The following is a 23,080-nucleotide window of genomic DNA, read 5'->3' on the forward strand; positions in this document are numbered from 1 at the left end:
TTGATTCATTCTATTGAATTCGATTGATATTGAATCGTATATAAGACGGTTCCTATCATAAAGGAAATTGACCTTACAGACACTAGTAGACTGCGAATCAACGCAAAAATTCATAGATAGAGAGCACATTATACAAATGATAGGAAAAATTTTAGGTGTATTTTTTGGCATACTCTTCGGCGGGCCTCTTGGAGCCTTGTTTGGATTGTTCCTTGGTCACCAGTTTGATAAAGCAAGGCGGTTAAATCGTGCTGGGTTTAACCGTTCAGGTTTTGGTGGCGTGAACCAAGAAGAGCGTCAGCAAGAATTTTTGAATTCCGCTTATGCGGTTATGGGGCATGTGGCAAAAGCAAAAGGCCAAGTGACCCAAGAAGAGATTCAGCTTGCAACCATCATGATGGATCGCATGAACCTTAATGGTGAGCAGAAAAAGCAGGCTCAGAATGCGTTTAGGCTAGGAAAAGAAGCCGATTTTCCCCTAGAACGCACGCTGGATAAGGTGAGAATATCGTCGGGTGGTCGCCATGATCTACTGCAGTTTTTCTTGGAGCTGCAAATTTCCGCCGCTTTTGCTGACGGCAGCATTCACCCAAGTGAGCGTGACGTATTACATCGTATTGCTCAGGGGCTAGGGTTCTCTGCCGAGCAGCTAGAGCAACGATTGCGAATGCAAGAAGCCGCGTTTCGTTTCCAGCATGGTGGTTTCGAAGGAGGACAGTACCAAGGCAGTCAGGGCGGAGGCTGGCAGCAAGCGAACAGTGCCTCTCAACTGTCGGACGCCTATAATGTTCTAGGTGTTGATGAATCGGCGGATGCAAAAACACTCAAGCGTGCCCATCGTAAATTGATGAATGAGCACCACCCTGACAAATTAATGGCGAAGGGGCTACCGCCAGAAATGATGAATGTAGCGAAAGAAAAGTCTCAGGAAATTCAAAAAGCCTATGACTTAATCAAAAAGGTAAAAGGATTTAAATAATGATCGGGTACAAGGACGTATTAACATTTTGGTTCGATGAATTAACGCCGAGCGATTGGTTTTCGGGCGGGGCGTCGATTGATGCGGTTATTGCGAAGCGATTTACTCAATTACATACTGCCGCTGCTGCCGGTGAATTGTCTTCATGGAGAGAGTGCGCGCAAGGGCGGTTGGCTGAAGTGATCGTGCTGGATCAGTTTTCTCGAAACCTGTATCGCGATCAAGTCGGTGCGTTTGCTTGCGATTCAATGGCCCTTGTTTTGGCGCAAGAGTGTATTGCGCTTAAGTTGGATGCCGCACTCAGCACTCAAGAGCGAACCTTTTTATATATGCCATTCATGCACAGTGAATCCCTAGTGATTCATGAGCACGCGGTTAAATTATTTACCCAAAATGGTGTTGAATCTAGCCTTGATTTTGAACAGCGCCACCAAGCTATTATTGCGCGTTTTGGGCGCTATCCGCATCGAAATGAAATTTTAGGACGCCTGTCTACGCAGGAGGAAATTGAGTTTTTAACACAGCCGGGCTCGAGCTTTTAGTTCGGCGGCTATCTTGTCCTACGCTAATAACGCTAATAACGCTAATAACGCTAATAACAGAGTTAGCGTTATTTTGAATTCAATGCCCAGTCATAATCGTAGTCAAGTTGCCCGTTAAATTGAGCGACGTCTGGGCGGTATTGACTGATATGTGCCATCACCCCACCTTGCGTAGAAAAATCTTCTGCAAACCACTCGTAAATGGAAGATAGAGTCGCCTTGTCTGCCTGTATATCAATGCCTTTGTCGCTATTTATAAATGTTGTTGCAGCTTGTTCGAGTAGCGTATTGATGTTTTGCGCGCTAAAGGCTTGAGCCTGCAAATTAGGGCAGCCCAAGCTTGCACAATTGACCGCGTAATGTGTGCGTGGGTCGTTCCAGATTGGGCGCAAGATCCGGTGTTCAATATCATTCAACGTCAGTGTTTGACCTGCGATGGTAATGACATCATCTCCCCAAGGACCAAAGCTAAATAGCCCACCAAGTTTGGTGATGGATTTTACTGGGTAGTCATCAAGAATGAGATCCACTGTTATCGCGTTATAGAGATTGACCCAGTATGCATACTGCTCCGCTTGATTCAGTGTTCTTGGATCGACGTTGGCAAGCTGTTCTAGATAACGCTTTAAGTCTTGTTTGTCATCACTAGACACGCGTATGTAGCGCACTAAAGTATTTTCTCCTTCAGTCACAAGATAGCGGTCAAGAAACTGCTGCCAAGGCTGATGTGAAATCACCTGCTCGTTTGACTCATCACTCACATTCCAAAAATCCCAAAGCTCGGATTTTGGGGCTGCCAACACGTTGGTTGTTAGGAAAAGGGCAAGAAATGATAGTACTCGAAACATAATGAACATCCGTATTGATAGTGACTAATTGTAAAAGACCTTACTTAGCAAGATAAACTTTCATATTGAGATAATTATTGCCAATGATACAGGGAAAGCAAGGTACGGAGTCGTGTAGTTATAGAGAGTCGTGTAATTATAGAGAGAGTGATATTAGTGATAGATCAAAAAATCCCGGCGATGAACCGGGATTGATGTGAATGCATAGTCATGCTTATCCAGAAGCTTCTACTTTAGAAAACTTGGAATTTTTGCTTCATAGGCGGAAATCTTATCGGCGTGTTGCAGTGTTAAACCAATATTATCCAAACCGTTTAGCAAACAGTGGCGACGGAATTCATCAATTTCAAATGAATATGTTTTACCATTTGCTGATACCGTCATTGACTCTAAATCGACGGTAATTTCCGCCCCTTCATTGTCAGCAACAAAGTGAAATAGCTCATCGACTTCTTGTTCCGTCAATCGCACGGGTACCATTTGGTTGTTGATGGAGTTACCGTAAAAAATATCCGCAAAGCTTGGGGCGATCATCACTTGAATGCCATAGTCTGCTAGTGCCCAAGGAGCGTGCTCTCGTGAAGAGCCACAGCCAAAGTTTTCACGCGCGAGCAAAATGCTAGCGCCATGGTAGCGCGGAGCATTCATGATGAATTCAGGGTTAGGTTGCTGACCGGCGTCATCCAAGAAGCGCCAGTCATTGAATAGGTGCTGACCAAAACCCGTGCGAGTGACTTTTTGCAAAAATTGCTTAGGAATAATCGCATCAGTGTCGATGTTGGCGATATCTAAAGGGACGACTAACCCTGTGTGTTGTTTAAATCCTGACATGTGTTATTCCTTATGAGTCCAATTCTCTGATATCAACAAAATGACCAGCAATAGCGGCGGCTGCAGCCATCGCAGGGCTGACTAAGTGGGTACGGCCATCACGGCCTTGGCGACCTTCGAAGTTGCGGTTACTGGTAGACGCGCAGCGCTCTTGAGGACCCAATCGGTCATTGTTCATGGCCAAACACATAGAGCAGCCAGGTAGACGCCACTCAAATCCAGCTTCTTTAAAGATAACATCTAAGCCTTCTGCTTCTGCTTGTGCTTTTACCTGTTCAGAGCCTGGAACAATTAATGCTTGTACGTGAGAGGCAACGCTGCGACCTTTTGCAACAGCTGCTGCCGCGCGCATGTCTTCGATGCGAGAGTTAGTACAAGAGCCGACAAAGACTTTATCGACGTTATAATCGGTTAGGGATTTACCCGCTTCAAGTCCCATATACGCTAATGCTTTTTCCGCAGACATTTTCTCTACTGGGTCTGCAAAGCTTTCTGGTGCAGGAATAGGTTGATCTACTGCGATCACTTGACCCGGATTGGTACCCCATGTGACTTGAGGCTTAATGTCGGCACCATTGAGTGTCACAACTGCATCAAACGTCGCATCAGCATCGGTTTTAAATGTGTTCCAATACTCAACGGCTGCATCCCAGTCGCTGCCTTGCGGAGCAAACTTACGACCTTTAATGTATTCAAATGTCGTTTCGTCTGGTGCAATTAGACCTGCTTTAGCACCGAGTTCAATGGCCATATTACACACGGTCATTCGGCCTTCCATAGAAAGGTCGGTGATGGCTTCACCACAAAACTCAACGACATAACCCGTGCCGCCAGCGGCGGTAGTTTCACCAATTATGGCTAGTACAATATCTTTTGCAGTCACGCCAGGCGCTACTTTGCCATTTACTTCAATCTTCATGGTTTTCGCACGAGATTGCTTTAGAGTTTGAGTTGCTAATACGTGCTCAACTTCAGAGGTGCCAATACCGAATGCTAATGAGCCAAAAGCGCCATGTGTTGCGGTGTGGGAGTCACCACAAACAATGGTCATCGCCGGAAGAGTGATGCCTAACTCAGGGCCCATTACATGCACAATACCTTGGTATTTATGATTTAGGTCATACAGTGTGACACCAAACTCTTCACAGTTTTTTGATAGTGTTTCCATTTGGATACGAGCCATCTCACCTGACGCATTAATGTCTTTCGTTGTAGTGGAGACGTTATGATCCATGGTGGCGAAGGTTTTATTGACTTGGCGAACTGGGCGACCTTTCTCACGTAAGCCATCAAAAGCTTGTGGAGACGTCACTTCATGGACTAGGTGACGATCAATATAAAGAATTGGGTTTTCACCTTCGGCTTCTACGGCGACGTGCGCATCATAGACTTTTTCATACAGTGTTTTCGACATTGCTAATTCCTTGCTGTTGGTCTGCGCGAATTATTTCATCACGCAAGCAGAGTATTCTTATTATGATGTCGCGATGACATGATTTGCCATCGCGCAATTGCGAACCATTATTGGCGGCAACCTAATTAGCTATTAGCGATATAGCTAGCAATTTTATCGCCCATCTCTGATGTGCTCAGTGCAGGCTTATCACCAGATAGATCAGCAGTAAGCTCGCCAGCAGATAGTGCCTTACTGACTGCAGATTCAATATCTTGAGCCGCGGCTTCTTCACCTAAGCTGTAGCGAAGCATCAGTGCAGCAGAAAGGATTTGCGCGACTGGGTTAGCAATGTTCTTACCAGCGATATCTGGCGCAGAACCGCCTGCAGGTTCATACAAACCAAACTGGCTTTCATTTAGACTTGCTGATGGCAACATGCCCATTGAGCCGGTAATCATCGCGCATTCATCAGAGATGATGTCGCCGAAGATATTTGAGCACAGCATGATATCGAACTGAGAAGGATCTTTAATTAGCTGCATCGTCGCATTGTCGATATACATGTGATTAAGCGTGACATCTGGGTAGTCTTTTGCCACTTCCTCAACGACTTCACGCCACAGGATAGAGCTTTGCAATACGTTAGCTTTATCGATGGAGTAAACATTTTTATTACGCAAGCGAGCCGATTCAAAGGCAATTTTAGCAATGCGTTCAATTTCGTAGCGGTGATACACTTCGGTATCAAATGCTTTTTCTGTTGGACCTTTACCTTCACGGCCTTTTGGTTGCCCAAAATAGATGCCACCGGTTAGTTCGCGTACTACGACAATATCAAAGCCTTTAGCTGAGATGTCTGCACGCAGCGGAGAGAAGTCTTCTAAGCCACTGTGAATTTGTGCTGGACGCAAGTTACAAAACAGTTGAAAGTGCTTGCGTAAAGGAAGCAGGGCGCCGCGCTCGGGTTGATCATTGGGTGGTAAGTGCTCCCATTTAGGACCACCGACGGAACCAAATAGAATCGCATTTGAGTCTTCACAACCTTTGACCGTGCTTTCTGGAAGCGGACAACCATGGTTATCAATGGCGATACCGCCAACATCATATTCTTCGCAATCAAATGTGATGCCATGTTTAGTTTCAATTGCATCCAATACTTTGTGTGCTTGAGCCATTACTTCTGGACCAATGCCGTCGCCTGGTAATACTGCAATTTTATATGTGCCTGCCATGGTGTCCTGTTCCTTACTTGTTGTATTTGCGTTAATTTATAAGATTTTTGATAAAGACTTAAACCGTCTCTACTTTCTTCTGTTTTATTTCTTCCACTTGATTGGCACGGTGAATGCTATTGATCACGTGCAGTAGTGCTTGACCAGAGGCTTCAACGATGTCGGTTGAAACGCCAGTTCCGTGGTATTTGCGACCTTTGTAGTTAGCAATAATGTCGGCTTGTCCTAAACCATCCTCGCCTTCACCTTTTGCAGTCAAATCAAACTTATCTAGAACAATGTCGTAACCGGTTACACGGTAAATACATTGGTAAAGCGCATCAACCGGACCGTTGCCTACTGCCGCTTCGCAACGCTCTTCATCGCCACATTGAATTTTGATGCTAGTGGTCGCCATGATGCTACCAGACTGAACACTCAAGTAGTTAAGCTTATAGAAGTCGTCTTCTTCACGAAGATTTGAGAAATGCATCAAGGCTTCTAGGTCGTAGTCAAAGACTTGCCCTTTGCGATCCGCTAGTTTCAAAAAATCTTCATACAATGCATCTAGATTATATTCAGCTTCGTTGTAACCCATTGAATCCATATGGCTCTTCACAGCTGCGCGACCACTACGACTGGTTAGGTTTAAGGCTTTGTTTTTAAGACCGATGGACTCAGGCGTCATGATTTCGTAAGTATTTTTATTTTTGATCATGCCATCTTGGTGGATGCCGGAAGAGTGGCTAAATGCATTGGCACCAACAATCGCTTTGTTATCTTGAATCGGCATATTACAAAGCTGGCTAACCAATTTACTTGTGCGGTGCAACTCTTGATGATTGATACCGGTTTGCACGCCCAATAACTCTTGGCGAGTTTTGATGATCATGGCGATTTCTTCTAGTGAACAGTTACCAGCGCGCTCACCAATGCCGTTAATGGTCCCTTCAATTTGACGTGCGCCCGCTTGGACAGCTGCAATCGAGTTAGCAACCGACATGCCTAAGTCATCGTGGCAATGCACAGAAATGATGGCTTTGTCGATGTTAGGGACTCGGTTAAACAAGGTTTGGATAATCCCGCCAAATTCATTGGGCACGGTGTAGCCGACCGTGTCCGGAATGTTGATGGTTTTTGCGCCAGCGTTGATTGCCGCTTCAACCATGCGACACAGGTTGTCGATAGGCGTTCGTCCGGCATCTTCACAAGAAAATTCCACATCGTCAGTATAGTTACGGGCATGTTTTACCGCTTTTACTGCCATTTCGACCACATCATCGTAACTGCGGCGAAGTTTGTCTTGTACGTGGACTGTCGAGGTTGAAATAAACGTGTGGATACGGAATGCATCGGCAACTTTTAGCGCTTCAGCTGCCGCATCAATGTCTTTTGCGACTGCGCGAGACAAGGCACAAACACGGCTGTTTTTGATGTTCTTCGCAATGGCCTGTACAGACTCAAAATCACCTGGCGATGAAATTGGGAAGCCAGCCTCGATAACATCCACACCTAAGCGTTCGAGAGCGAAAGCAATTTGCAGTTTTTCTTTTACTGTCAAACTGGCTGAAAGAGCCTGCTCGCCGTCACGCAACGTGGTGTCAAAGATAATTACCTGGTCATTCATATTTGCTTCCTCTTTGTACAGGTTAATCGTTTACGTCCTGTTCGATTGATATAAAAAAGCCCGCATCTCGATGCGGGCTTTAAGAAAATTCTTAGTGGTGTTTTTCAGACACTGGCTACCCGCGCGTTTTGTTCACGATAAGGAGGAGGCTCAGCAGGAGAGAAAAACGTAATGTCATTGTTATACATTCCACGAAATTTGGTTAACAAATTAGTACCGCACTCACACTTCAGCGTCAAGTGTTTCCGCTATTTTTTCTGGTTATCGGATGAGTCAGACTGAAATGAGGTGAATTCATCACTATTTAATCGATTGATTAAATAGTGATGAATTTAAACGCTCTCAATATGTTAATTAATTGTTCTATAATTAATCGCTTGATTAATAAAAGAGATCAGAGATGCAAGAAAACGATGTGGCGATAAAAAGAAAGGTGGGACGACCGAGTAAGCAAACCGACACCAGAGAAAAGCTGTTAAGTCATGCTCGAGATTTGTTTGTCGTCATGCCTTATGACAAGGTTTCTACTCGTTTAATCGCACAACGAGCTGGCGTTAATATTGCGATGATTCGTTACTACTTTGGTAATAAAGAGGGGCTGTTTGAGACGATGATTCGGGAAACAATTCAGCCGATGAAGCAGCAAATGGAAGCGACCTTTGCCTCGGATGATCACAAAAATATCTTTGAGTTTATGCGAATCTACTATCACGAAATGAATAAAGTACCGCAGTTCCCAAGGTTGATTTCTCAAGTTATGCATATGCCGCCATCGGCCACGCAGCGACGCCTGTTTGAAAAAGTCTTTAGCGATATTGGTCGACCTGATCACGACTTAATCTTTGGAAAATTACAAGCGGCGGGTTACTTACGAGATGGTGTGGATCCTAAGTTGTGTAAGGTTTCCTTTATTGCCCTCATGGTTTTCCCGTTCCTTGCGCCTCCTGCGATGTTGCAACTGCATGGTATTGAGTTAACGGAAACGTTCCTCGATGAATTACTCGATCACAACATCCAACTTCTTACGCGTGGCTTGCTGCGTACTAATTATTAAAAATCAGAATGTTAATGAAGAAGCCTATGAATAAGAAATTACTGTTTTTTCCAGCACTTGCTGTCGGGGTGGTGGTATTGATTGCTGCGATTAATTTAAGACCTGATATTCCAACAAAACCTGCCGGTGATCGTGCCAGAGTCGTGGATATTGTTACCATGCAGCCGCAACTTTCTTCCCCCTTTGCTATGGGTTTTGGTCGTGTGACGCCAAAACTGGAATGGAAGGCTATTTCGGAAGTATCTGGTGAAGTGGTGTTTAAACATCCTGAGCTAGAAAAGGGCAACATCGTTGCTGCAGGTACGGAAGTGCTGCGTATCGACCCGCTCGATTACCAACTCAGGTTGTCGCAGGCTATTGCTGATGTGAAATCCAGCCAGACGCAGCTTGCGCGTATTGATCAAGAAGAAATCAACTTAAAGCAAACGCTAACTATCGAGCTTAATCGCCTGACGTTAACAAAGAACGAGTATCAACGACGAGTCGACCTCAATAAGCGAGGCCTTAGCTCGCAGTCGGATGTGGATACCCAGAAGCAAAACATGCTGTCACAGCAAAAATTGGTGCAAGAGCTACAAAATCAATTGGCATTATTACCGGATGAAAGAGAAGTGGCGCTTGCGGTGGTCAATGTGAATAACGCAAAAGAGCAAGAAGCGCAGCGATTGCTTGCCAAAACGCGTATTTATTTGCCACAGACATTGCGGATTTCGGAAGTGGATGCCGAGGTCAATCAAGTGGTCAATCAGCAGCAAGCCATGGTCACCGCACACGGTACTGACATGATGGAAGTGGAAGCTCAGTTATCCATCCACGATCTTCAATTGATCGCCAATACCTTTAATGGCAATGAACAGGATTCGTTACAAAGCCTAAATGCGGTCATTGAGTTAAGTAGCGGTAACCTGTTATCCACATGGCCAGCAAAAGTCGTGCGCGTGAGTGAAACGGTGGATCCTAACCAAGCAACGGCAGGCGTGATCCTTGAGATCCCACAAGCCACAACGGGAAATGGTTTGTCTGATACTCCGCTGTTGGTCAATGGAATGTTTGTTAAAGCCATTATTGAAGGTAAACCACAGCAAGCGTGGCTGATCCCAGAGCGAGCGTTGCACGGCGATAAAGTGTACCTGATGGATGATGAGCAGCGCCTTACTATCATGCAGGTTACGGTTGTATATCGTCGTGACAACCAAGTTTCAGTGGCAGGGGCTTTTCAAGGGGGAGAAAAACTGATCCTGAATGATTTGTTGCCTGCGATTGAGGGCATGCTGCTTAGAGATTCGAGCGTGAAGCAGGAGGAACCTGACTCATGATTCGTTTCTTCGCAAAGCACCCCACGGCTGCCAACTTATTGATGCTGGCCCTAGTAATACTGGGTCTATCTTCACTCTCGACGATTAAACGTGAGACGTTTCCCGAGTTCAGTCCTCCTTACATCATGGCGGCGATCACCTATCCCGGCGCTTCGCCTCAAGAGGTGGAAGAAAGTCTATGCATTCGTATGGAAGATGCCGTTGATGGCTTAGCAAACATTGAAGAGACGAAATGTGAAGCGATTGAAGGCTCAGCCCGCTTGACGTTAAAGCTATCTGAGAAAGCGGATATTGGTCGGATGCTGGTGGACGTTCAGACTCAGATTAACTCCATCAATGACTTTCCTGACGAGATCGAGTCTCCGATTGTCCAAGAATTGGATTGGAATGAACCCGTGGTCGATATTGCCATTACCGCGGATATAGGATGGCCGGAACTCAAAGCCTACGCCGAGCAACTCAAGAGAACATTGAAACTCGACTACGGCGTGTCGTTGGTTGAGGTCAGTGGCTTTTCCGATCATCAATATCGTGTTGAGCTCAATACCCAGGTAATGCGACAACTTGGGCTGAGCGTGAACGATATTGCCGCTAAAATTGGTAAACAGAACGTGAAGTTACCAAGTGGTAATGTCGAGACGGAGGATAAAAATTTTCTCATTCGGTTTGATGAGCGTCGAGTCTCTCCGCAAGAATTGGCCTCTCTGGTTATTGGCTCAAGTCCTTCTGGTGCTTTAATTCGCCTTAATGATGTTGCCACGATTACCGACAGGTTTGAGTTGGATGAGCAGAAAGTGCTGTTCAATGACAAACCCTCTGCAGTACTTAAAATCAGCAAAAACAAAGAAGACGATGCACTGCGAATTAAAGACAATGTGGTGCAATTTGTCGAAGACCAACGCGCGATAGCACCGAATGGTGTGACACTAGAAATGACCAACGATCTCTCATCTGTGTTGTGGGATCGTTTGACCATGATGGTGAAAAATGGTTGGCAAGGGATTGTCTTAGTATTTGCCACCATGTGGCTATTTTTTAGCTTCCGTTACTCATTTTGGGTTGCGGCAGGTTTACCCGTCGCCTTTTTAGGTGGATTGTTCTTAATGGCGAGCCTTGGGTTATCCATCAACATTATGTCGTTAGTCGGGTTGTTGATGGCGATAGGGATCATGATGGATGACGCCATTGTGATCGCAGAGTCGATTGCTTCACATCTTGATCGTGGACAAAAAATTGATGACGCGGTCATTAATGGTGTTAAGAAAGTGCTACCCGGTGTTATTTCTTCATTCTTAACTACCGTGTGTATTTTTGGTAGCTTACTGTTCCTTGATGGCGAAATGGGCGCGGTATTGAAGGCGGTGCCACAGGTATTGATTTTGGTGTTGTCATTGAGCCTCATCGAGGCATTTTTGATTCTGCCGAGCCACCTATCTCACTCGTTACATAAACAGAAAAATGAGAAACCGCCGATTAAATTTAAGCGTGTTTTACTCGAACGCTTTGAGAACTTTAGAAATACTACGCTAGTTAATGCGGTCGATCGGGTCGTATCGCAGCGGTATGCCTTTATGGGGGGAGTGTTGTCGCTGCTCTTGGTTTCCATTGCGTTAATTGCTGGTGGTGCGGTGAAGTTTGTCCCATTCCCAGAGCTCGATGGTGATACGGCGGAAGTTCGTATTATTTTGCCGCCTGGGGCGTCGCTCGCGCAAACAGAAAGGGTGGTCGATCGCGTGGTTGCCTCTGCCAAAAAGCTAAATGTGGAATGGAGTGATAACAACGAAGGTGGACGAACATTAGTTCAACAGATCACCAGTCAGTTTAATACCAATCAAGATGCTAATGAATCAGGACCTCACCTTGCTACCGTTCGGCTGGATCTATTAGGGGCGGAACAACGCAATACCCTCATCGATGATTTTGTCGATGCGTGGCGTGATGACGTCGGTGAATTAGCAGACCCTATCTCGCTTGTCTTTAAACAGCCTACGATGGGGCCGGGTGGTCGAGCGATTGAAATTCGTATTAAGCATGACAACCTTGAGCAGCTCAAAGCCGCGTCTATCGATATTCAGCAGTATCTCAATGAATTCGATGGTGTGCATGGTGTTCTCGATGACATGCGATTGGGTAAAGAAGAAATTCTGGTTAAGTTACGTCCGGGAGCAGAGACATACGGGGTAGATGGACAACTGATAGCCAATCAATTAAGAGCGGCCTTCTTTGGTCAAACTGCCGATGAGATCCAGCTTGGTGTTGAGAACATCAAAATTGAGGTGAAACTCAATAAGCACGATATCGCTGATGTTCAGCAACTGGCGAACTTCCCGATCATTCTTCCTGATGGGGCGCAATTGCCGCTAGGTGCTATCGCCACCATGGATTTTCAGCGTAATTATGTCAGGATCCAGAGAATTGATGGGCTGCGAACTATTAGCGTGTTTGGCGATACCGATAGCAGTAAAGTCAGCTCATCTGAAATTATCCGCCAATTCCAGAATGAGGAAGTGCCGATCCTAAAGCAAGCTTATCCTGGACTTCGTTTTGATTTTGAAGGGTCAGCAAAAGATACCGAAAAAACCGGTTCCTCGATGGGTAAAGGGTTCTTGCTCGGACTGTTTGGTGTGTTTTGTATTTTAAGCTACCAGTTCCGCAGTTACTTAGAACCATTTGTGGTTATGTTGGCTATTCCACTCGCATTCATTGGTGTGGTATGGGGACATCTGTTACTTGGGCACTCGTTAAGCATGCCGAGTATTATGGGGTTTGTGTCTTTGGCGGGCATTGTCGTGAATGATTCTATCTTACTAGTGCAATACATACGTCACCACGTCGATGAAGGGGAGTCGGTTCACGAGTCTGTTGTGAAAGCCAGCCGAGAGCGTTTTAGAGCGGTATTTTTAACCTCGATGACAACGGCTGCTGGGTTACTGCCACTGCTGATGGAAACCAGTTTGCAGGCTCAGGTTATCCAGCCGTTAGTGATCTCGATTGTGTTTGGTATTTTCGCTTCCACGTTACTGGTGTTGTTCATGATTCCATCCGCTTACGCCATATTAGCGGACTGGGGATTGGTGCATAAACACGAAGACATTTAACCGTTAGTCGCGCTATTTCATTGATAGCGTGTTAGAAAAATGAGTGAGGTAAGCTATTACCTCACTCACCTTCATCATATCTCCAACAATTCGTCACCTAACTGTCATGCAACCTGACTATTTTTTGATCATACGAGATTATCAATGACAAGGAGTAGGTCATGCGTACTATTGAACCGATTGCTCGTTTCGATCTGGCGTTTTCATTGTTTTGTTTGGATCACCGTTTTAATGCTCAAGTCGCGCGACTGAGCCGGTTAATTTCTAGAAGTGGTGATGGTCCCCTGTATGCTTGTTTAGCTGCCTTCGTTTGGTTTTTTGATGAGCGTGTCGGCGAGGCCTTTCTAGCAGTAGCGTTGCTTGCTTTTGCCGTCGAACTCCCCATTTATTGGGTGGCGAAAAATAGCTTTAAGCGCCGTCGTCCACAAGAGCTTTGTCAGTATGTTCAACCCTTTATCACTCCATCTGATCGCTATAGCTTACCTTCCGGGCATACCGCCGCAGCATTTCTTATGGCGACCGTAATTGGTCATTTCTATCCAGAATTCTTCTTTGTTTGTCTTGTATGGGCAACCTTAATTGGCGTGTCGCGCGTTTTGCTCGGTGTGCACTTTTTAACGGATGTTGTCATTGGTGCGGTGCTAGGTGTGCTATGCGCCATGTTTGCGCTGAATTGGGTTACTGCAAATTATATAACGTCAAAATTGGTCGTATTGGATTACGTCGAACTACTGGCTTAGGGGGATGTGCGTGAAGATTCTATATGGAGTTCAAGGGACCGGAAATGGTCATATTGCTAGAGCGAGAGCCATGAGTGAAGCGCTGCGGGCTCATGATGTCGAGGTTGATTTTTTATTCTCTGGTCGTGACAAAGATAAGTACTTTTCAATGGAGCAATTTGGGCAATACCAAACTCGGCGCGGATTTAGCTTCGTAACGAAAAATGGCAAAGTTGACTATCTGCAAACGGCGACGGATAACAACATACTCCATTTCATGCAAGAAACGCGATCATTGGATGTCAGCCATTATGATTTAGTTGTGAACGATTTTGAGCCGATTTCGGCTTGGGCTGCGAAGCGCCAAAAAGTGCCGACGGTGAGTATTAGTCATCAGAATGCTTTTCGCTTCGACGTACCACAAAAGGGCTCAAGTTGGTTGGACAGCCAAATTATCCAACATTTTGCCCCCTCGGATCACCAATTAGGATTGCATTGGTATCACTTTGATCAGCCAATTTTGCCACCGATTGTGCATACTCAATCGCATGAGGTGACGTCAGAAGAGATGGTTCTGGTTTATCTGCCGTTTGAAAGTCTCGATGTCATCATTGATCTTTTGGTTCGCTTTGTTAATCAGCCATTTGTTTGTTATCACCCTGATGTTGTTGAAATCGCAACCATTGAGAATTTGACGATGAAGCCATTGAGTCATCAGACTTTTCAAGTCGACTTACATCGATGTAATGGTGTCATCGCAAATGGCGGTTTTGAATTACCTTCTGAAGCATTGAGCTTAGGCAAGAAGTTATTGGTAAAGCCTTTAGAAGGGCAGTTTGAACAACAAAGTAATGCTGCAACATTAGAAAGCCTTGGGTTAGCTCATACTATGGATACATTAAACGCGTCTGTGGTTAGGGATTGGTTAGATGAGCAACAAGCAGAGCGCGTGGTTTATCCAGATGTAGCAAGCGAGATAGCACATTGGTTAATGTCAGGGGAGTGGCATTGTAGTCAATTGTTGCGACAACGCTTGTGGGAGAAAGTTGACTTTCCCAGCTATGTTTCAATGTGAGTCCGAGTTTCAATGTGAGCCCGAATCTTAGGGATACGTTTACTTGGCATCCTGAAATTCAGTCATTTCTCATCCGCTAAAGACATAGAGCAGCAGAAAAAGCGACGATAGGTCGCTTTTTTTCGTATATAGGGTGGGTAAGTTATCCATATTTTAAATGAATCACCTTGTCGTTATTTGTCTCATCTATCTAATTGGCTAATGGTTCGAGCGATGACCTATAAAATATAGCGATGAAGAGCTTCTATCATTAAATTGCACTCATATAGCGTTCGTTTATCATTTTAGAGGTTCTTTGCAACAAAAGTTATCAAAAATATAATTTATCTTTTTTTATAATACATGTAAGCTATTGTTGTTTATGGTTATTGTATTGTTGTCGGTAAAATATGATGATTCTTTATCAATCTAGTTGGTGTTGAAGTTATTATTAGTGGATAGTTTGCTTCGTCCTCGAACTATGCAGAGGATTAATGGAACATTGTAGGGTACAGAAATGAACGACATACGTTTCTGCTTAATCCTTACCCACATATTCGAGATTGAAACTTAACGAGGCTTACTAAATGTTAGACAAAAAAGATGCTATGAGCGCAATCGCTAGCTACCGCATGGAAAGCACATTACGTGGCGTAGATCTAAACCTATTAACCGTATTTGACGCAGTAATGCAGGAACAAAACATTACTCGTGCAGCGCACAACTTAGGAATGTCACAACCAGCAGTTAGTAACGCCGTAGCGCGTCTAAAAGTGATGTTTAATGACGAGTTGTTTATGCGCCAAGGTCGCGGTATCCAACCTACTCAACGCGCTCGTCAGTTGTTTGGCCCTGTTCGTCAAGCATTGCAATTGATTCGCAATGAGCTACCAAGCTCAATCTTTACGCCAGAGACATCAACACGTCTATTTAAGATGGCGATTTGTTCTCCATGCGATATGCGTTTTGCTCCAAAAATCATGCAAAACATTGGTGAACAGGCGCCTCACGTACAGTTGCATTTAGATGCAGAAGCGGACCGCCAATTGGCTGACCGTATGCGCTACCAAGAAATCGACTTTGTTATCGATTACGCACGCTATGATGCACAAGGCTTCTCAAGCACAGAAATCTTCCAAGATGAGTTAGTGGTTGTTGCGTCGAAAAACCACCCACGTATTCACAATGCAGTGAGTGTTGCTCAACTAAGCAATGAAAAGCACGCGAAACTATCTAAAGTGCACGGTGTTCGCAGTTTCTCTGAGCACGCTTATAAAGACTTAGAGTGCCAAGCATCTTATGAAGGCACTAGCTTAAGTAATGTTCTATATGTTGTCGGACAATCTGAACTTGTGACAATCGCACCACGTTGGATGGTAGAAAACGCGGTCAATAAAGATCAATTACAAGTCATTGCATTGCCATTTGATAATGCGATGATTAGCGGCTACCTAAGCTGGCATGAATCGAGTGAAAAAGATAAAGGTCACATTTGGTTGCGTGATCAACTGATGATGATTTGTGGTGAAGTTGTCGCACTAGCGTAATTCACACCCAATGAGAATAAGCCCTTGATATTAGCTTTAAAGCCTAGTGTCAGGGGCTTTTTTCGTTACATTATTTATTGATAACTTTGATTTGAGTCTGTTGCCTTTTTTACCATCATAGGTACACTTGTTCGCTGAAAAAGCTTACATGTGTACGCTTAAAGGTAAGATAGAACATGGCTAATTTAGAATTCCATATCGTAAAAAAGATTCGCGACAGGATCACGCAAGGTGGCGACAAGATCGCCTTAAAACACAAGATTAACAATGTGTGGCAAGGGATCAGTTGGAAAGAGTTTGGCGCTAGTATTGACGCGCTGTCTCTCGCTTTGCTGAATAAAGGAATCCAACCTCAAGATAAGATCGGTATCATTGCCAATAATATGCCGAAATGGACCATCGCTGACTTCGCCTCGCTCCAGCTGCGGGCGGTGACGGTACCTATTTACCCAACAAATACCCCAGCTCAAACCAGTTATATTCTTCAAAATGCCGACGTACGTATTCTCTTTGTTGGCGAACAAGAGCAGTTTGACGCCGCGCTTTCTATTTATGAAGAGTGTCCACAATTAGAGTGGATTGTTGCGATGAGCGACGACATCGAGATCACAGATGATTCCTATGTCACACGTTGGGATGACTTTATCGCCACGCCAAGTGTTCAACCAGAGCACCTTGAGCAAACGCTGCAAGCGCGAATTGAACAGGCTAATTTTGATGATCTTTTGACGCTTATCTACACATCAGGAACAACGGGACAGCCAAAAGGAGTCATGTTGGACTACCAAAACATTGGTGCCCAGTTAAAAGGGCATGATGAGCGTTTGAGCTTATCAGAAGATGATGTGTCGCTGTGTTTCTTACCGTTATCTCATGTATTTGAGCGCGCTTGGACCTTCTATGTTTTATATAAAGGGGGAACCAATTGCTACCTACAAGACACAATGCAAGTTAGGGATGCGTTAGGTGAAATTCGTCCAACCGTGATGAGCGCCGTTCCGCGCTTTTATGAGAAGATCTTCTCGGCTATCCATGAGCGCGTATCCAAGGCCCCTGTGCATCGCAAGGTATTGTTTACTTGGGCGGTGAATATGGGCGCTAAAATGGCGCAATGTCGTCAAGATAATGTTCAGCCTTCTTTTATGTTAAAAAAGAGCTATGCATTAGCGGATAAAATCGTACTAAATAAGCTACGTGAATTGCTTGGTGGTCAAATAAACTTTATGCCATGTGGTGGTGCAAAGCTTGATGAAACCATCGGACGTTTTTTCCAAGCGATTGGGATTAACGTTAAGCTTGGCTATGGTATGACTGAAACCACGGCAACCGTGTCATGTTGGGATGATACTTGCTACAACCCTGACTCTATTGGCATGCCTATGCCGGGAGCGGAAGTTAAGATTGGCGAAAATAATGAAATCTTAGTTCGTGGTCCTATGGTGATGCGTGGTTACTATAAAATGCCAGAAGAAACGGCGAAAACCTTTGATGCCGATGGATTCTTAAAAACTGGCGATGCTGGTGAGTTTGACGTTAATGGTAACCTGTTTATTACCGACCGAATAAAAGAATTGATGAAAACCTCTAATGGTAAATATATTGCGCCTCAAGCGATTGAAGGCACCATTGGTAAAGATCATTACATTGAACAAATTGCCGTGATTGCTGATACCAGAAAGTTTGTTTCGGCGCTTATCGTGCCTTGTTTTGATACGCTTGAAGAATACGCCAAAGAACTGAACATCAAATACCACGATCGCATTGAGTTGATTAAGCACAATGAAGTGGTTGAGATGTTCGAAAAGCGTGTATTTGAGCTGCAAAAGGGTTTGGCTAAATTTGAACAAGTGAAGAAATTCAAATTGTTGCCACGTGGCTTCTCGATGGATAAAGGTGAATTGACACCAACTCAAAAATTACGTCGTAAAGTGATTAACGATCGCTACCAAGACGAAATTGAAGAGATGTACAACGATCATCCTCATAAGCACGATAAAAAAGACAAGTAATCGGTCGATAACAAAAAAGCCCTCAGAACTCTGTTCTGAGGGCTTTTTGCTTTTATGGCGTCAGAGTCAGTGCGTGCTAAAAATACGCACGCTGTGCTTTACAGGGAGTGATTCAGTCATGTTCTATATCTAATAGAACCATAGAACCATAGAACCATAGAACCATAGAACCATAGAACCATAGAACCATAGAACCTGCGCTAATTACGGTTTAGCTAACAGCAACTCACTGTAACGTTCCATCTTATTTAAGCGAATTTCGGCATTGGCTAAGAAGGTTTGTTTTGCTTTACCGGCTAGTGATTTAGATTGAGGCAACTTTACCGTTCTGGCATTTTTGTGCACGCCGTTGACCAAAAATTCATAGTGTAGGTGCGGTCCGGTAACCCGTCCTGTGCCACCCAATGTACCAATAGTTTGCCCCTGCTTAACCCTTTGTCCTGTTCTTACTGTACGTTTGGTCAAATGCAGGTACTTAGTGATATAGGTATTACTGTGCTTAATGAAGACGTAATTACCATTAAATTGGTTGTAACTGGATTTTTGTACCACCCCGTCTCCGGCCGCCCAAATAGGCGTTCCCACTGGTGCTGCGTAATCCGTTCCTCTGTGCGCCCTTACTTTTCCGGTGACCGGATGGCGACGAGTGGGGTTGAAATTGGACGTAACGCGACGGAAATCAAGCGGAGAGCGTAAAAAGGCTTTCTTCATGGCGCGACCATTTTCATCATAATAGCTGCCAGTATTGTCATCGAGGATAGCTTTAAACGTATCACCTTGGTTCTTAAATACCGCCGCGATAATTTTACCTCGCCCAATCACTTCACCTTCCACTACTTTCTCTTGATACAGCAACTCAAAATGGTCACCTGAGCGAATGTCTAGAGCGAAGTCGATGTCCCAACCAAATATACCGGCAAGTTCCATGATTTGATTGGCGGTTAGTCCTGCCCCTATGCCCGCGTTCCAGAAGTTTGAGGTGATATCCGCTTCAGCATAGTTATATTGGTAATCAATCTCTTTCTTGCTGAGCTCAGAGCGAAAACCATTGTCAGTGCGAGTGATAACAAACGTTTCGTAGTCGCTGATCTTTCGTTTTAGCTGCAGTAACTCATTATTTTCATCAAAGCCAAATATCAGCTTGTCACCTGGTCGAAGCCTGGATAACTGTTTTTCAATGTCTTTGTTGGTATTCACGAGATCGTAAAGCAGTCGAGCGGACAAACCGACCCGTTGAAAAAGAATCGCTGCGCTTTCACCTGAGCGAACAGAATGCTCTTCCCAATTGAGTACAACGGTAGGGACTTGTTCGTTAACAATGCTTAACGCCGACGCTTTGATTTTCAGAGGGTAGTACTTACCGACCTCCAGTTTATTGGGGTCGTCGTGAAGATCGGCGGCGTCGGGCAGAAAGAGTGCCACAACAATTAGCGCCGTAAAAAAAGCGATAAGAGCTCGGTGAAGCCAAGGGAGGCGCTTAAAAACAGATACCATGAGTGATTAATTCAACATTATTTTCTAAATTTCCTGAACCATTTAGTCTAACTGGTTTCAAAAAACATCGCTATTCAAGTAAGATGTCCAACTATTATATTTTTGCCAAATCTGTGGGAGTGAACAAGAATGGCGAACCTAGAAGCAGCATTGGCTGAAATTAAACGTGGTGTTGATGAGCTAATTCCAGAAGAAGAGCTCATTGCAAAGCTTAAAGAGAACCGTCCTCTACGTATTAAGCTAGGTGCCGATCCTACAGCACCGGATATTCACTTGGGACACACCGTTATTTTGAATAAGCTGCGTACGTTCCAAGATTTAGGTCATGACGTGACGTTCCTTATTGGTGATTTTACGGGCATGGTCGGTGATCCGACGGGTAAAAACACAACTCGACCACCACTGACTCGTGAAGATGTGCTTCGTAACGCAGAGACGTATAAAGAGCAAGTATTCAAAATTTTGGACCCAGCGAAAACAAAAATTCAGTTTAACTCTGAATGGCTGTCTGAGCTTGGTGCAGAAGGCATGATTCGTTTAGCGGCAAACCAGACGGTTGCGCGTATGCTTGAGCGTGATGACTTTAAAAAGCGTTACAGCAATGGACAGCCAATCGCGATTCATGAGTTTATGTATCCGTTGCTGCAAGGCTATGATTCAGTAGCGATGGAAACGGACGTAGAGTTAGGCGGTACTGATCAAAAGTTCAACCTGCTTATGGGTCGTGAACTGCAAAAAGCACATGGTCAAAAGCCACAGGTTATCTTGACGATGCCACTGCTGGTAGGCTTGGATGGCGAGAAGAAAATGTCTAAGTCGGCTCACAACTATATTGGTGTGAGTGAAGTCCCGACTGAAATGTTTGGCAAAATCATGTCAATTTCAGACGTACTGATGTGGAGCTACTACGAGCTGCTGTCTTTCCGTCCACTAGAAGAGATTGCGCAATTTAAGGCTGACGTTGAAGCGGGCAAAAATCCACGTGATGTTAAAATACTGCTAGCAAAAGAAATTATTGCACGTTTCCACTCACAAGCGGATGCCGATGCAGCAGAGCAAGAGTTCATAAACCGTTTCCAGAAAGGCGCGATGCCAGATGAAATGCCAGAATTTGAGCTGGAAGCCGGAATTGCGATCAACAATTTGCTAAAAGATGCAGGTTTGGTGGGTTCAACTTCAGATGCTATGCGCATGATTCGTCAAGGCGCAGTGAAGATCGATGGCGAAAAAGTGGAAGATACCAAATTAGTGCCAGCAGCGGGTCAAGCGGTTTACCAAGTTGGTAAGCGAAAGTTTGCGCGAGTGACGCTGAAGTAACTGCAACGGTACTTAGTATTTATCATTCTTGCCTAGCGGGATGACATTCCTAAGACTCAGGTGTTTATTTTAGAGTTTTCTTTAAACCTCCTCCGGGAGGTTTTTTTGTATCAGGAGATGATGTATCGAGAGAGGATTATCTACAGGCATAAAAAAACAGACGCCGAAGCGTCTGTTTTGACTATTCATTTACTTGACGTCTTTAATTATAGAGACTCAGTAAAGGTACGAGCGATAACGTCACGTTGCTGCTCTGTCGTTAGAGAGTTAAAACGTACAGCGTAACCCGATACACGGATAGTTAGCTGAGGATAGTTCTCTGGGTGTGCAACTGCGTCTTCTAGCGTTTCACGCTTAAGAACGTTGACGTTGAGGTGTTGACCACCTTCAATGCGAGGCGCAGTTTCAATCGCAACTTCACGGCTTTCGTATTCGCCAAGGTCACTGATTGCAATGACTTGGTCTGCTTCAAAGCCTGTGTTTGCTGCAACACAGCGAGCTTCGTTCTTTTCACCGTCAAGCAACCAGATTGAATTTAGTAGGTCGTCGTTTGCTGCTTGAGTAATTTGGATACCTTGAATCATCACTATCTCCTGAACCACTTTAAAGCGGTATTGTTGTGGTGTTATTTTTCAAATTTTGTTGAGCTGAGCTATATATACCTAATAATGGGTATTTTAGTATTGATTTAGATCAAATTACAACAAAAAGCATTAATAAGAGTAAGGTTGTTTTGTTGACCTACATCAACAAACCCTCTTAAATAGTAGTCTTAAAACAATATTTTATACATTAAAATTTATTTTAAACGCCAAATGTAGTAATAAAACTACATTTTGGTTTATTGGATGCGCTAGATTACCGGAAAACAAGGGCTTCAATAGTTAAATGTGAAAGTATAAGATCGCTAAATAACAGTTTTAAATATGTGATATAGATCGGGTTATTAAAGTATGAATAAATTTATAGGGGCGCATCTGTCGGCGGCAGGCGGGGTAGATAATGTGCCACAAAGGGCGGCGGAAATTGGCGCTAATGCTTTTGCTCTGTTTACCAAAAATCAAAGACAGTGGGTAGCAAAGCCGCTAACCGAAGAGACCATTAACCGATTTAAGCTTGAGTGCCGTAAATATGGCTTTCTTCCTGAGCAAATACTGCCACATGACTCTTATCTGATTAATTTAGGGGCACCAGAGTTGGATAAGTTGGAAAAGTCTCGAGAAGCCTTTGTCGATGAGATGGCACGTTGTGAGCAGTTAGGTTTAACACTTCTGAATTTCCACCCTGGCAGTCATTTGAAAAAGATAGCTGAGGACGTGTGTTTAGATCGGATAGCGGAATCGATAAATATTGCCCACAGACGCATTCCGAATGTCGTCGCTGTGATTGAAAATACGGCTGGTCAAGGAACTAACTTAGGATGGCGCTTTGAACACCTTGCTCACATTATTGATAAAGTTGAGGATAAAAGCCGTGTTGGGGTTTGTCTTGATACCTGCCATACCTTTACGGCGGGCTATGATTTACGAACCAAGCAAGCGTGCCATTCAACATTTTCGGAATTTGATAGGGTGGTTGGCATGCACTATTTGCGCGCGATGCACCTTAATGATTCAAAGATAGCTTTGGGAGATCGTGTTGACCGTCACCAATCCTTAGGTAAAGGTGAGATCGGCTGGGCGTGTTTTGAGTATATTATGCAAGATGAGAGGTTTGATTCTATTCCGTTGATTTTAGAGACAATTGAGCCTGAGATCTGGGTGGATGAAATCCAACAATTGAGACAATTTACTATTAAAAACTGATTTTTTTTATCATCACATGGATCTTTGGCATCTTTCTTTCATACTTAGTTTCATGCACGTTGCATAAAAGTGTGATTCTGAAAAACGAATCATCAACAATAATAGTGTGAATTTAAGTAGTGTGAATAAGTAGGTGCCATTATGTCTCGATCTATCGCTTCCCAACCCCACGCCATGCGCGCAAGCCGCTATCCTGTTCCAAACCGCCACGTGACAGGGCAGGGACATTTTCG

18 protein-coding genes are annotated in these 23,080 nt (G+C 44.4%); 11 read left to right on the forward strand and 7 right to left on the reverse strand.

Annotated features, from left to right (window positions below):
• Window positions 1-130: 130 nt before the first annotated feature.
• Entirely contained in the window at window positions 131-979 is an 849-nt protein-coding gene (djlA, locus tag L4D05_RS18815) for a co-chaperone DjlA (RefSeq protein WP_428794959.1), read from the forward strand.
• A complete protein-coding gene (locus tag L4D05_RS18820; protein ID WP_428794960.1) occupies window positions 976-1,521 on the forward strand; it encodes a DUF924 family protein in 546 nt (181 codons plus the stop codon). Before djlA ends, L4D05_RS18820 begins: the two co-directional genes overlap by 4 nt.
• A gap of 68 nt (window positions 1,522-1,589) precedes the next feature.
• Here L4D05_RS18820 and L4D05_RS18825 read toward each other — a convergent pair whose 3' ends face one another.
• The 5 genes from L4D05_RS18825 to leuA form a co-directional block, all read right to left on the reverse strand.
• Window positions 1,590-2,369: a DUF547 domain-containing protein gene (locus L4D05_RS18825; RefSeq protein WP_428794921.1), complete on the reverse strand. Its 780-nt coding sequence runs from the start codon at window positions 2,367-2,369 to the stop codon at window positions 1,590-1,592.
• Window positions 2,370-2,597: 228 nt separating this feature from the next.
• Complete coding sequence (leuD, locus tag L4D05_RS18830; RefSeq protein WP_428794922.1) at window positions 2,598-3,200, reverse strand: 3-isopropylmalate dehydratase small subunit; 603 nt, start codon at window positions 3,198-3,200, stop codon at window positions 2,598-2,600.
• 10 nt (window positions 3,201-3,210) lie between these two features.
• Window positions 3,211-4,614, reverse strand: a complete 1,404-nt coding sequence (gene leuC / locus L4D05_RS18835; protein WP_428794923.1) for a 3-isopropylmalate dehydratase large subunit — start codon at window positions 4,612-4,614, stop codon at window positions 3,211-3,213.
• Window positions 4,615-4,739: 125 nt separating this feature from the next.
• Window positions 4,740-5,828, reverse strand: a complete 1,089-nt coding sequence (gene leuB, locus L4D05_RS18840) for a 3-isopropylmalate dehydrogenase (RefSeq protein WP_428794924.1) — start codon at window positions 5,826-5,828, stop codon at window positions 4,740-4,742.
• Window positions 5,829-5,886: 58 nt separating this feature from the next.
• Entirely contained in the window at window positions 5,887-7,434 is a 1,548-nt protein-coding gene (gene leuA / locus L4D05_RS18845) for a 2-isopropylmalate synthase (RefSeq protein WP_428753241.1), read from the reverse strand.
• A gap of 400 nt (window positions 7,435-7,834) precedes the next feature.
• Between leuA and L4D05_RS18850 the strand changes: the two genes are divergently transcribed.
• The 7 genes from L4D05_RS18850 to L4D05_RS18880 all read left to right on the forward strand — a co-directional run bounded on the left by L4D05_RS18850 (window position 7,835) and on the right by L4D05_RS18880 (window position 18,231).
• Window positions 7,835-8,488, forward strand: a complete 654-nt coding sequence (locus L4D05_RS18850; RefSeq protein WP_428753240.1) for a TetR/AcrR family transcriptional regulator — start codon at window positions 7,835-7,837, stop codon at window positions 8,486-8,488.
• Window positions 8,489-8,502: 14 nt separating this feature from the next.
• Complete coding sequence (locus tag L4D05_RS18855; RefSeq protein ID WP_428794925.1) at window positions 8,503-9,804, forward strand: efflux RND transporter periplasmic adaptor subunit; 1,302 nt, start codon at window positions 8,503-8,505, stop codon at window positions 9,802-9,804.
• Window positions 9,801-12,902 (forward strand): efflux RND transporter permease subunit, encoded by a 3,102-nt coding sequence (locus L4D05_RS18860; protein WP_428794926.1) that lies wholly within the window; start codon window positions 9,801-9,803, stop codon window positions 12,900-12,902. The genes L4D05_RS18855 and L4D05_RS18860 overlap by 4 nt, the downstream gene beginning before the upstream one ends.
• A 161-nt stretch (window positions 12,903-13,063) precedes the next feature.
• The gene (locus L4D05_RS18865) at window positions 13,064-13,642 is read left to right on the forward strand and encodes a phosphatase PAP2 family protein (RefSeq protein WP_428794927.1); all 579 of its coding nucleotides are present in this window, start codon (window positions 13,064-13,066) and stop codon (window positions 13,640-13,642) included.
• A 10-nt stretch (window positions 13,643-13,652) separates the two neighbouring features.
• Window positions 13,653-14,696, forward strand: a complete 1,044-nt coding sequence (locus tag L4D05_RS18870; protein WP_428753234.1) for an MJ1255/VC2487 family glycosyltransferase — start codon at window positions 13,653-13,655, stop codon at window positions 14,694-14,696.
• Between the two features lie 566 nt (window positions 14,697-15,262).
• On the forward strand, window positions 15,263-16,222 hold the full coding sequence (gene leuO, locus L4D05_RS18875) for a transcriptional regulator LeuO (RefSeq protein WP_265676223.1): 960 nt from the start codon (window positions 15,263-15,265) through the stop codon (window positions 16,220-16,222).
• Between the two features lie 176 nt (window positions 16,223-16,398).
• A complete protein-coding gene (locus L4D05_RS18880; protein WP_428753232.1) occupies window positions 16,399-18,231 on the forward strand; it encodes an AMP-dependent synthetase/ligase in 1,833 nt (610 codons plus the stop codon).
• A gap of 204 nt (window positions 18,232-18,435) precedes the next feature.
• Here L4D05_RS18880 and shyC read toward each other — a convergent pair whose 3' ends face one another.
• Complete coding sequence (gene shyC, locus L4D05_RS18885; protein ID WP_428794928.1) at window positions 18,436-19,725, reverse strand: peptidoglycan DD-endopeptidase ShyC; 1,290 nt, start codon at window positions 19,723-19,725, stop codon at window positions 18,436-18,438.
• Window positions 19,726-19,854: 129 nt separating this feature from the next.
• Here shyC and tyrS point away from each other — a divergent pair, with 129 nt between their 5' ends.
• Window positions 19,855-21,042, forward strand: a complete 1,188-nt coding sequence (gene tyrS, locus L4D05_RS18890) for a tyrosine--tRNA ligase (RefSeq protein WP_428794929.1) — start codon at window positions 19,855-19,857, stop codon at window positions 21,040-21,042.
• Between the two features lie 206 nt (window positions 21,043-21,248).
• Here tyrS and grcA read toward each other — a convergent pair whose 3' ends face one another.
• Entirely contained in the window at window positions 21,249-21,626 is a 378-nt protein-coding gene (grcA, locus tag L4D05_RS18895) for an autonomous glycyl radical cofactor GrcA (protein WP_428754559.1), read from the reverse strand.
• Window positions 21,627-21,995: 369 nt separating this feature from the next.
• On the opposite strand from grcA, the gene nfo reads away from it, so the two are divergent.
• Window positions 21,996-22,847, forward strand: a complete 852-nt coding sequence (gene nfo, locus L4D05_RS18900) for a deoxyribonuclease IV (RefSeq protein ID WP_428754560.1) — start codon at window positions 21,996-21,998, stop codon at window positions 22,845-22,847.
• The last annotated feature ends 233 nt before the right edge of the window (window positions 22,848-23,080 follow it).

The sequence above is a fragment of the Vibrio nomapromontoriensis genome (assembly GCF_050337205.1).
Classification (GTDB): Bacteria; Pseudomonadota; Gammaproteobacteria; order Enterobacterales; family Vibrionaceae; genus Vibrio; species Vibrio nomapromontoriensis.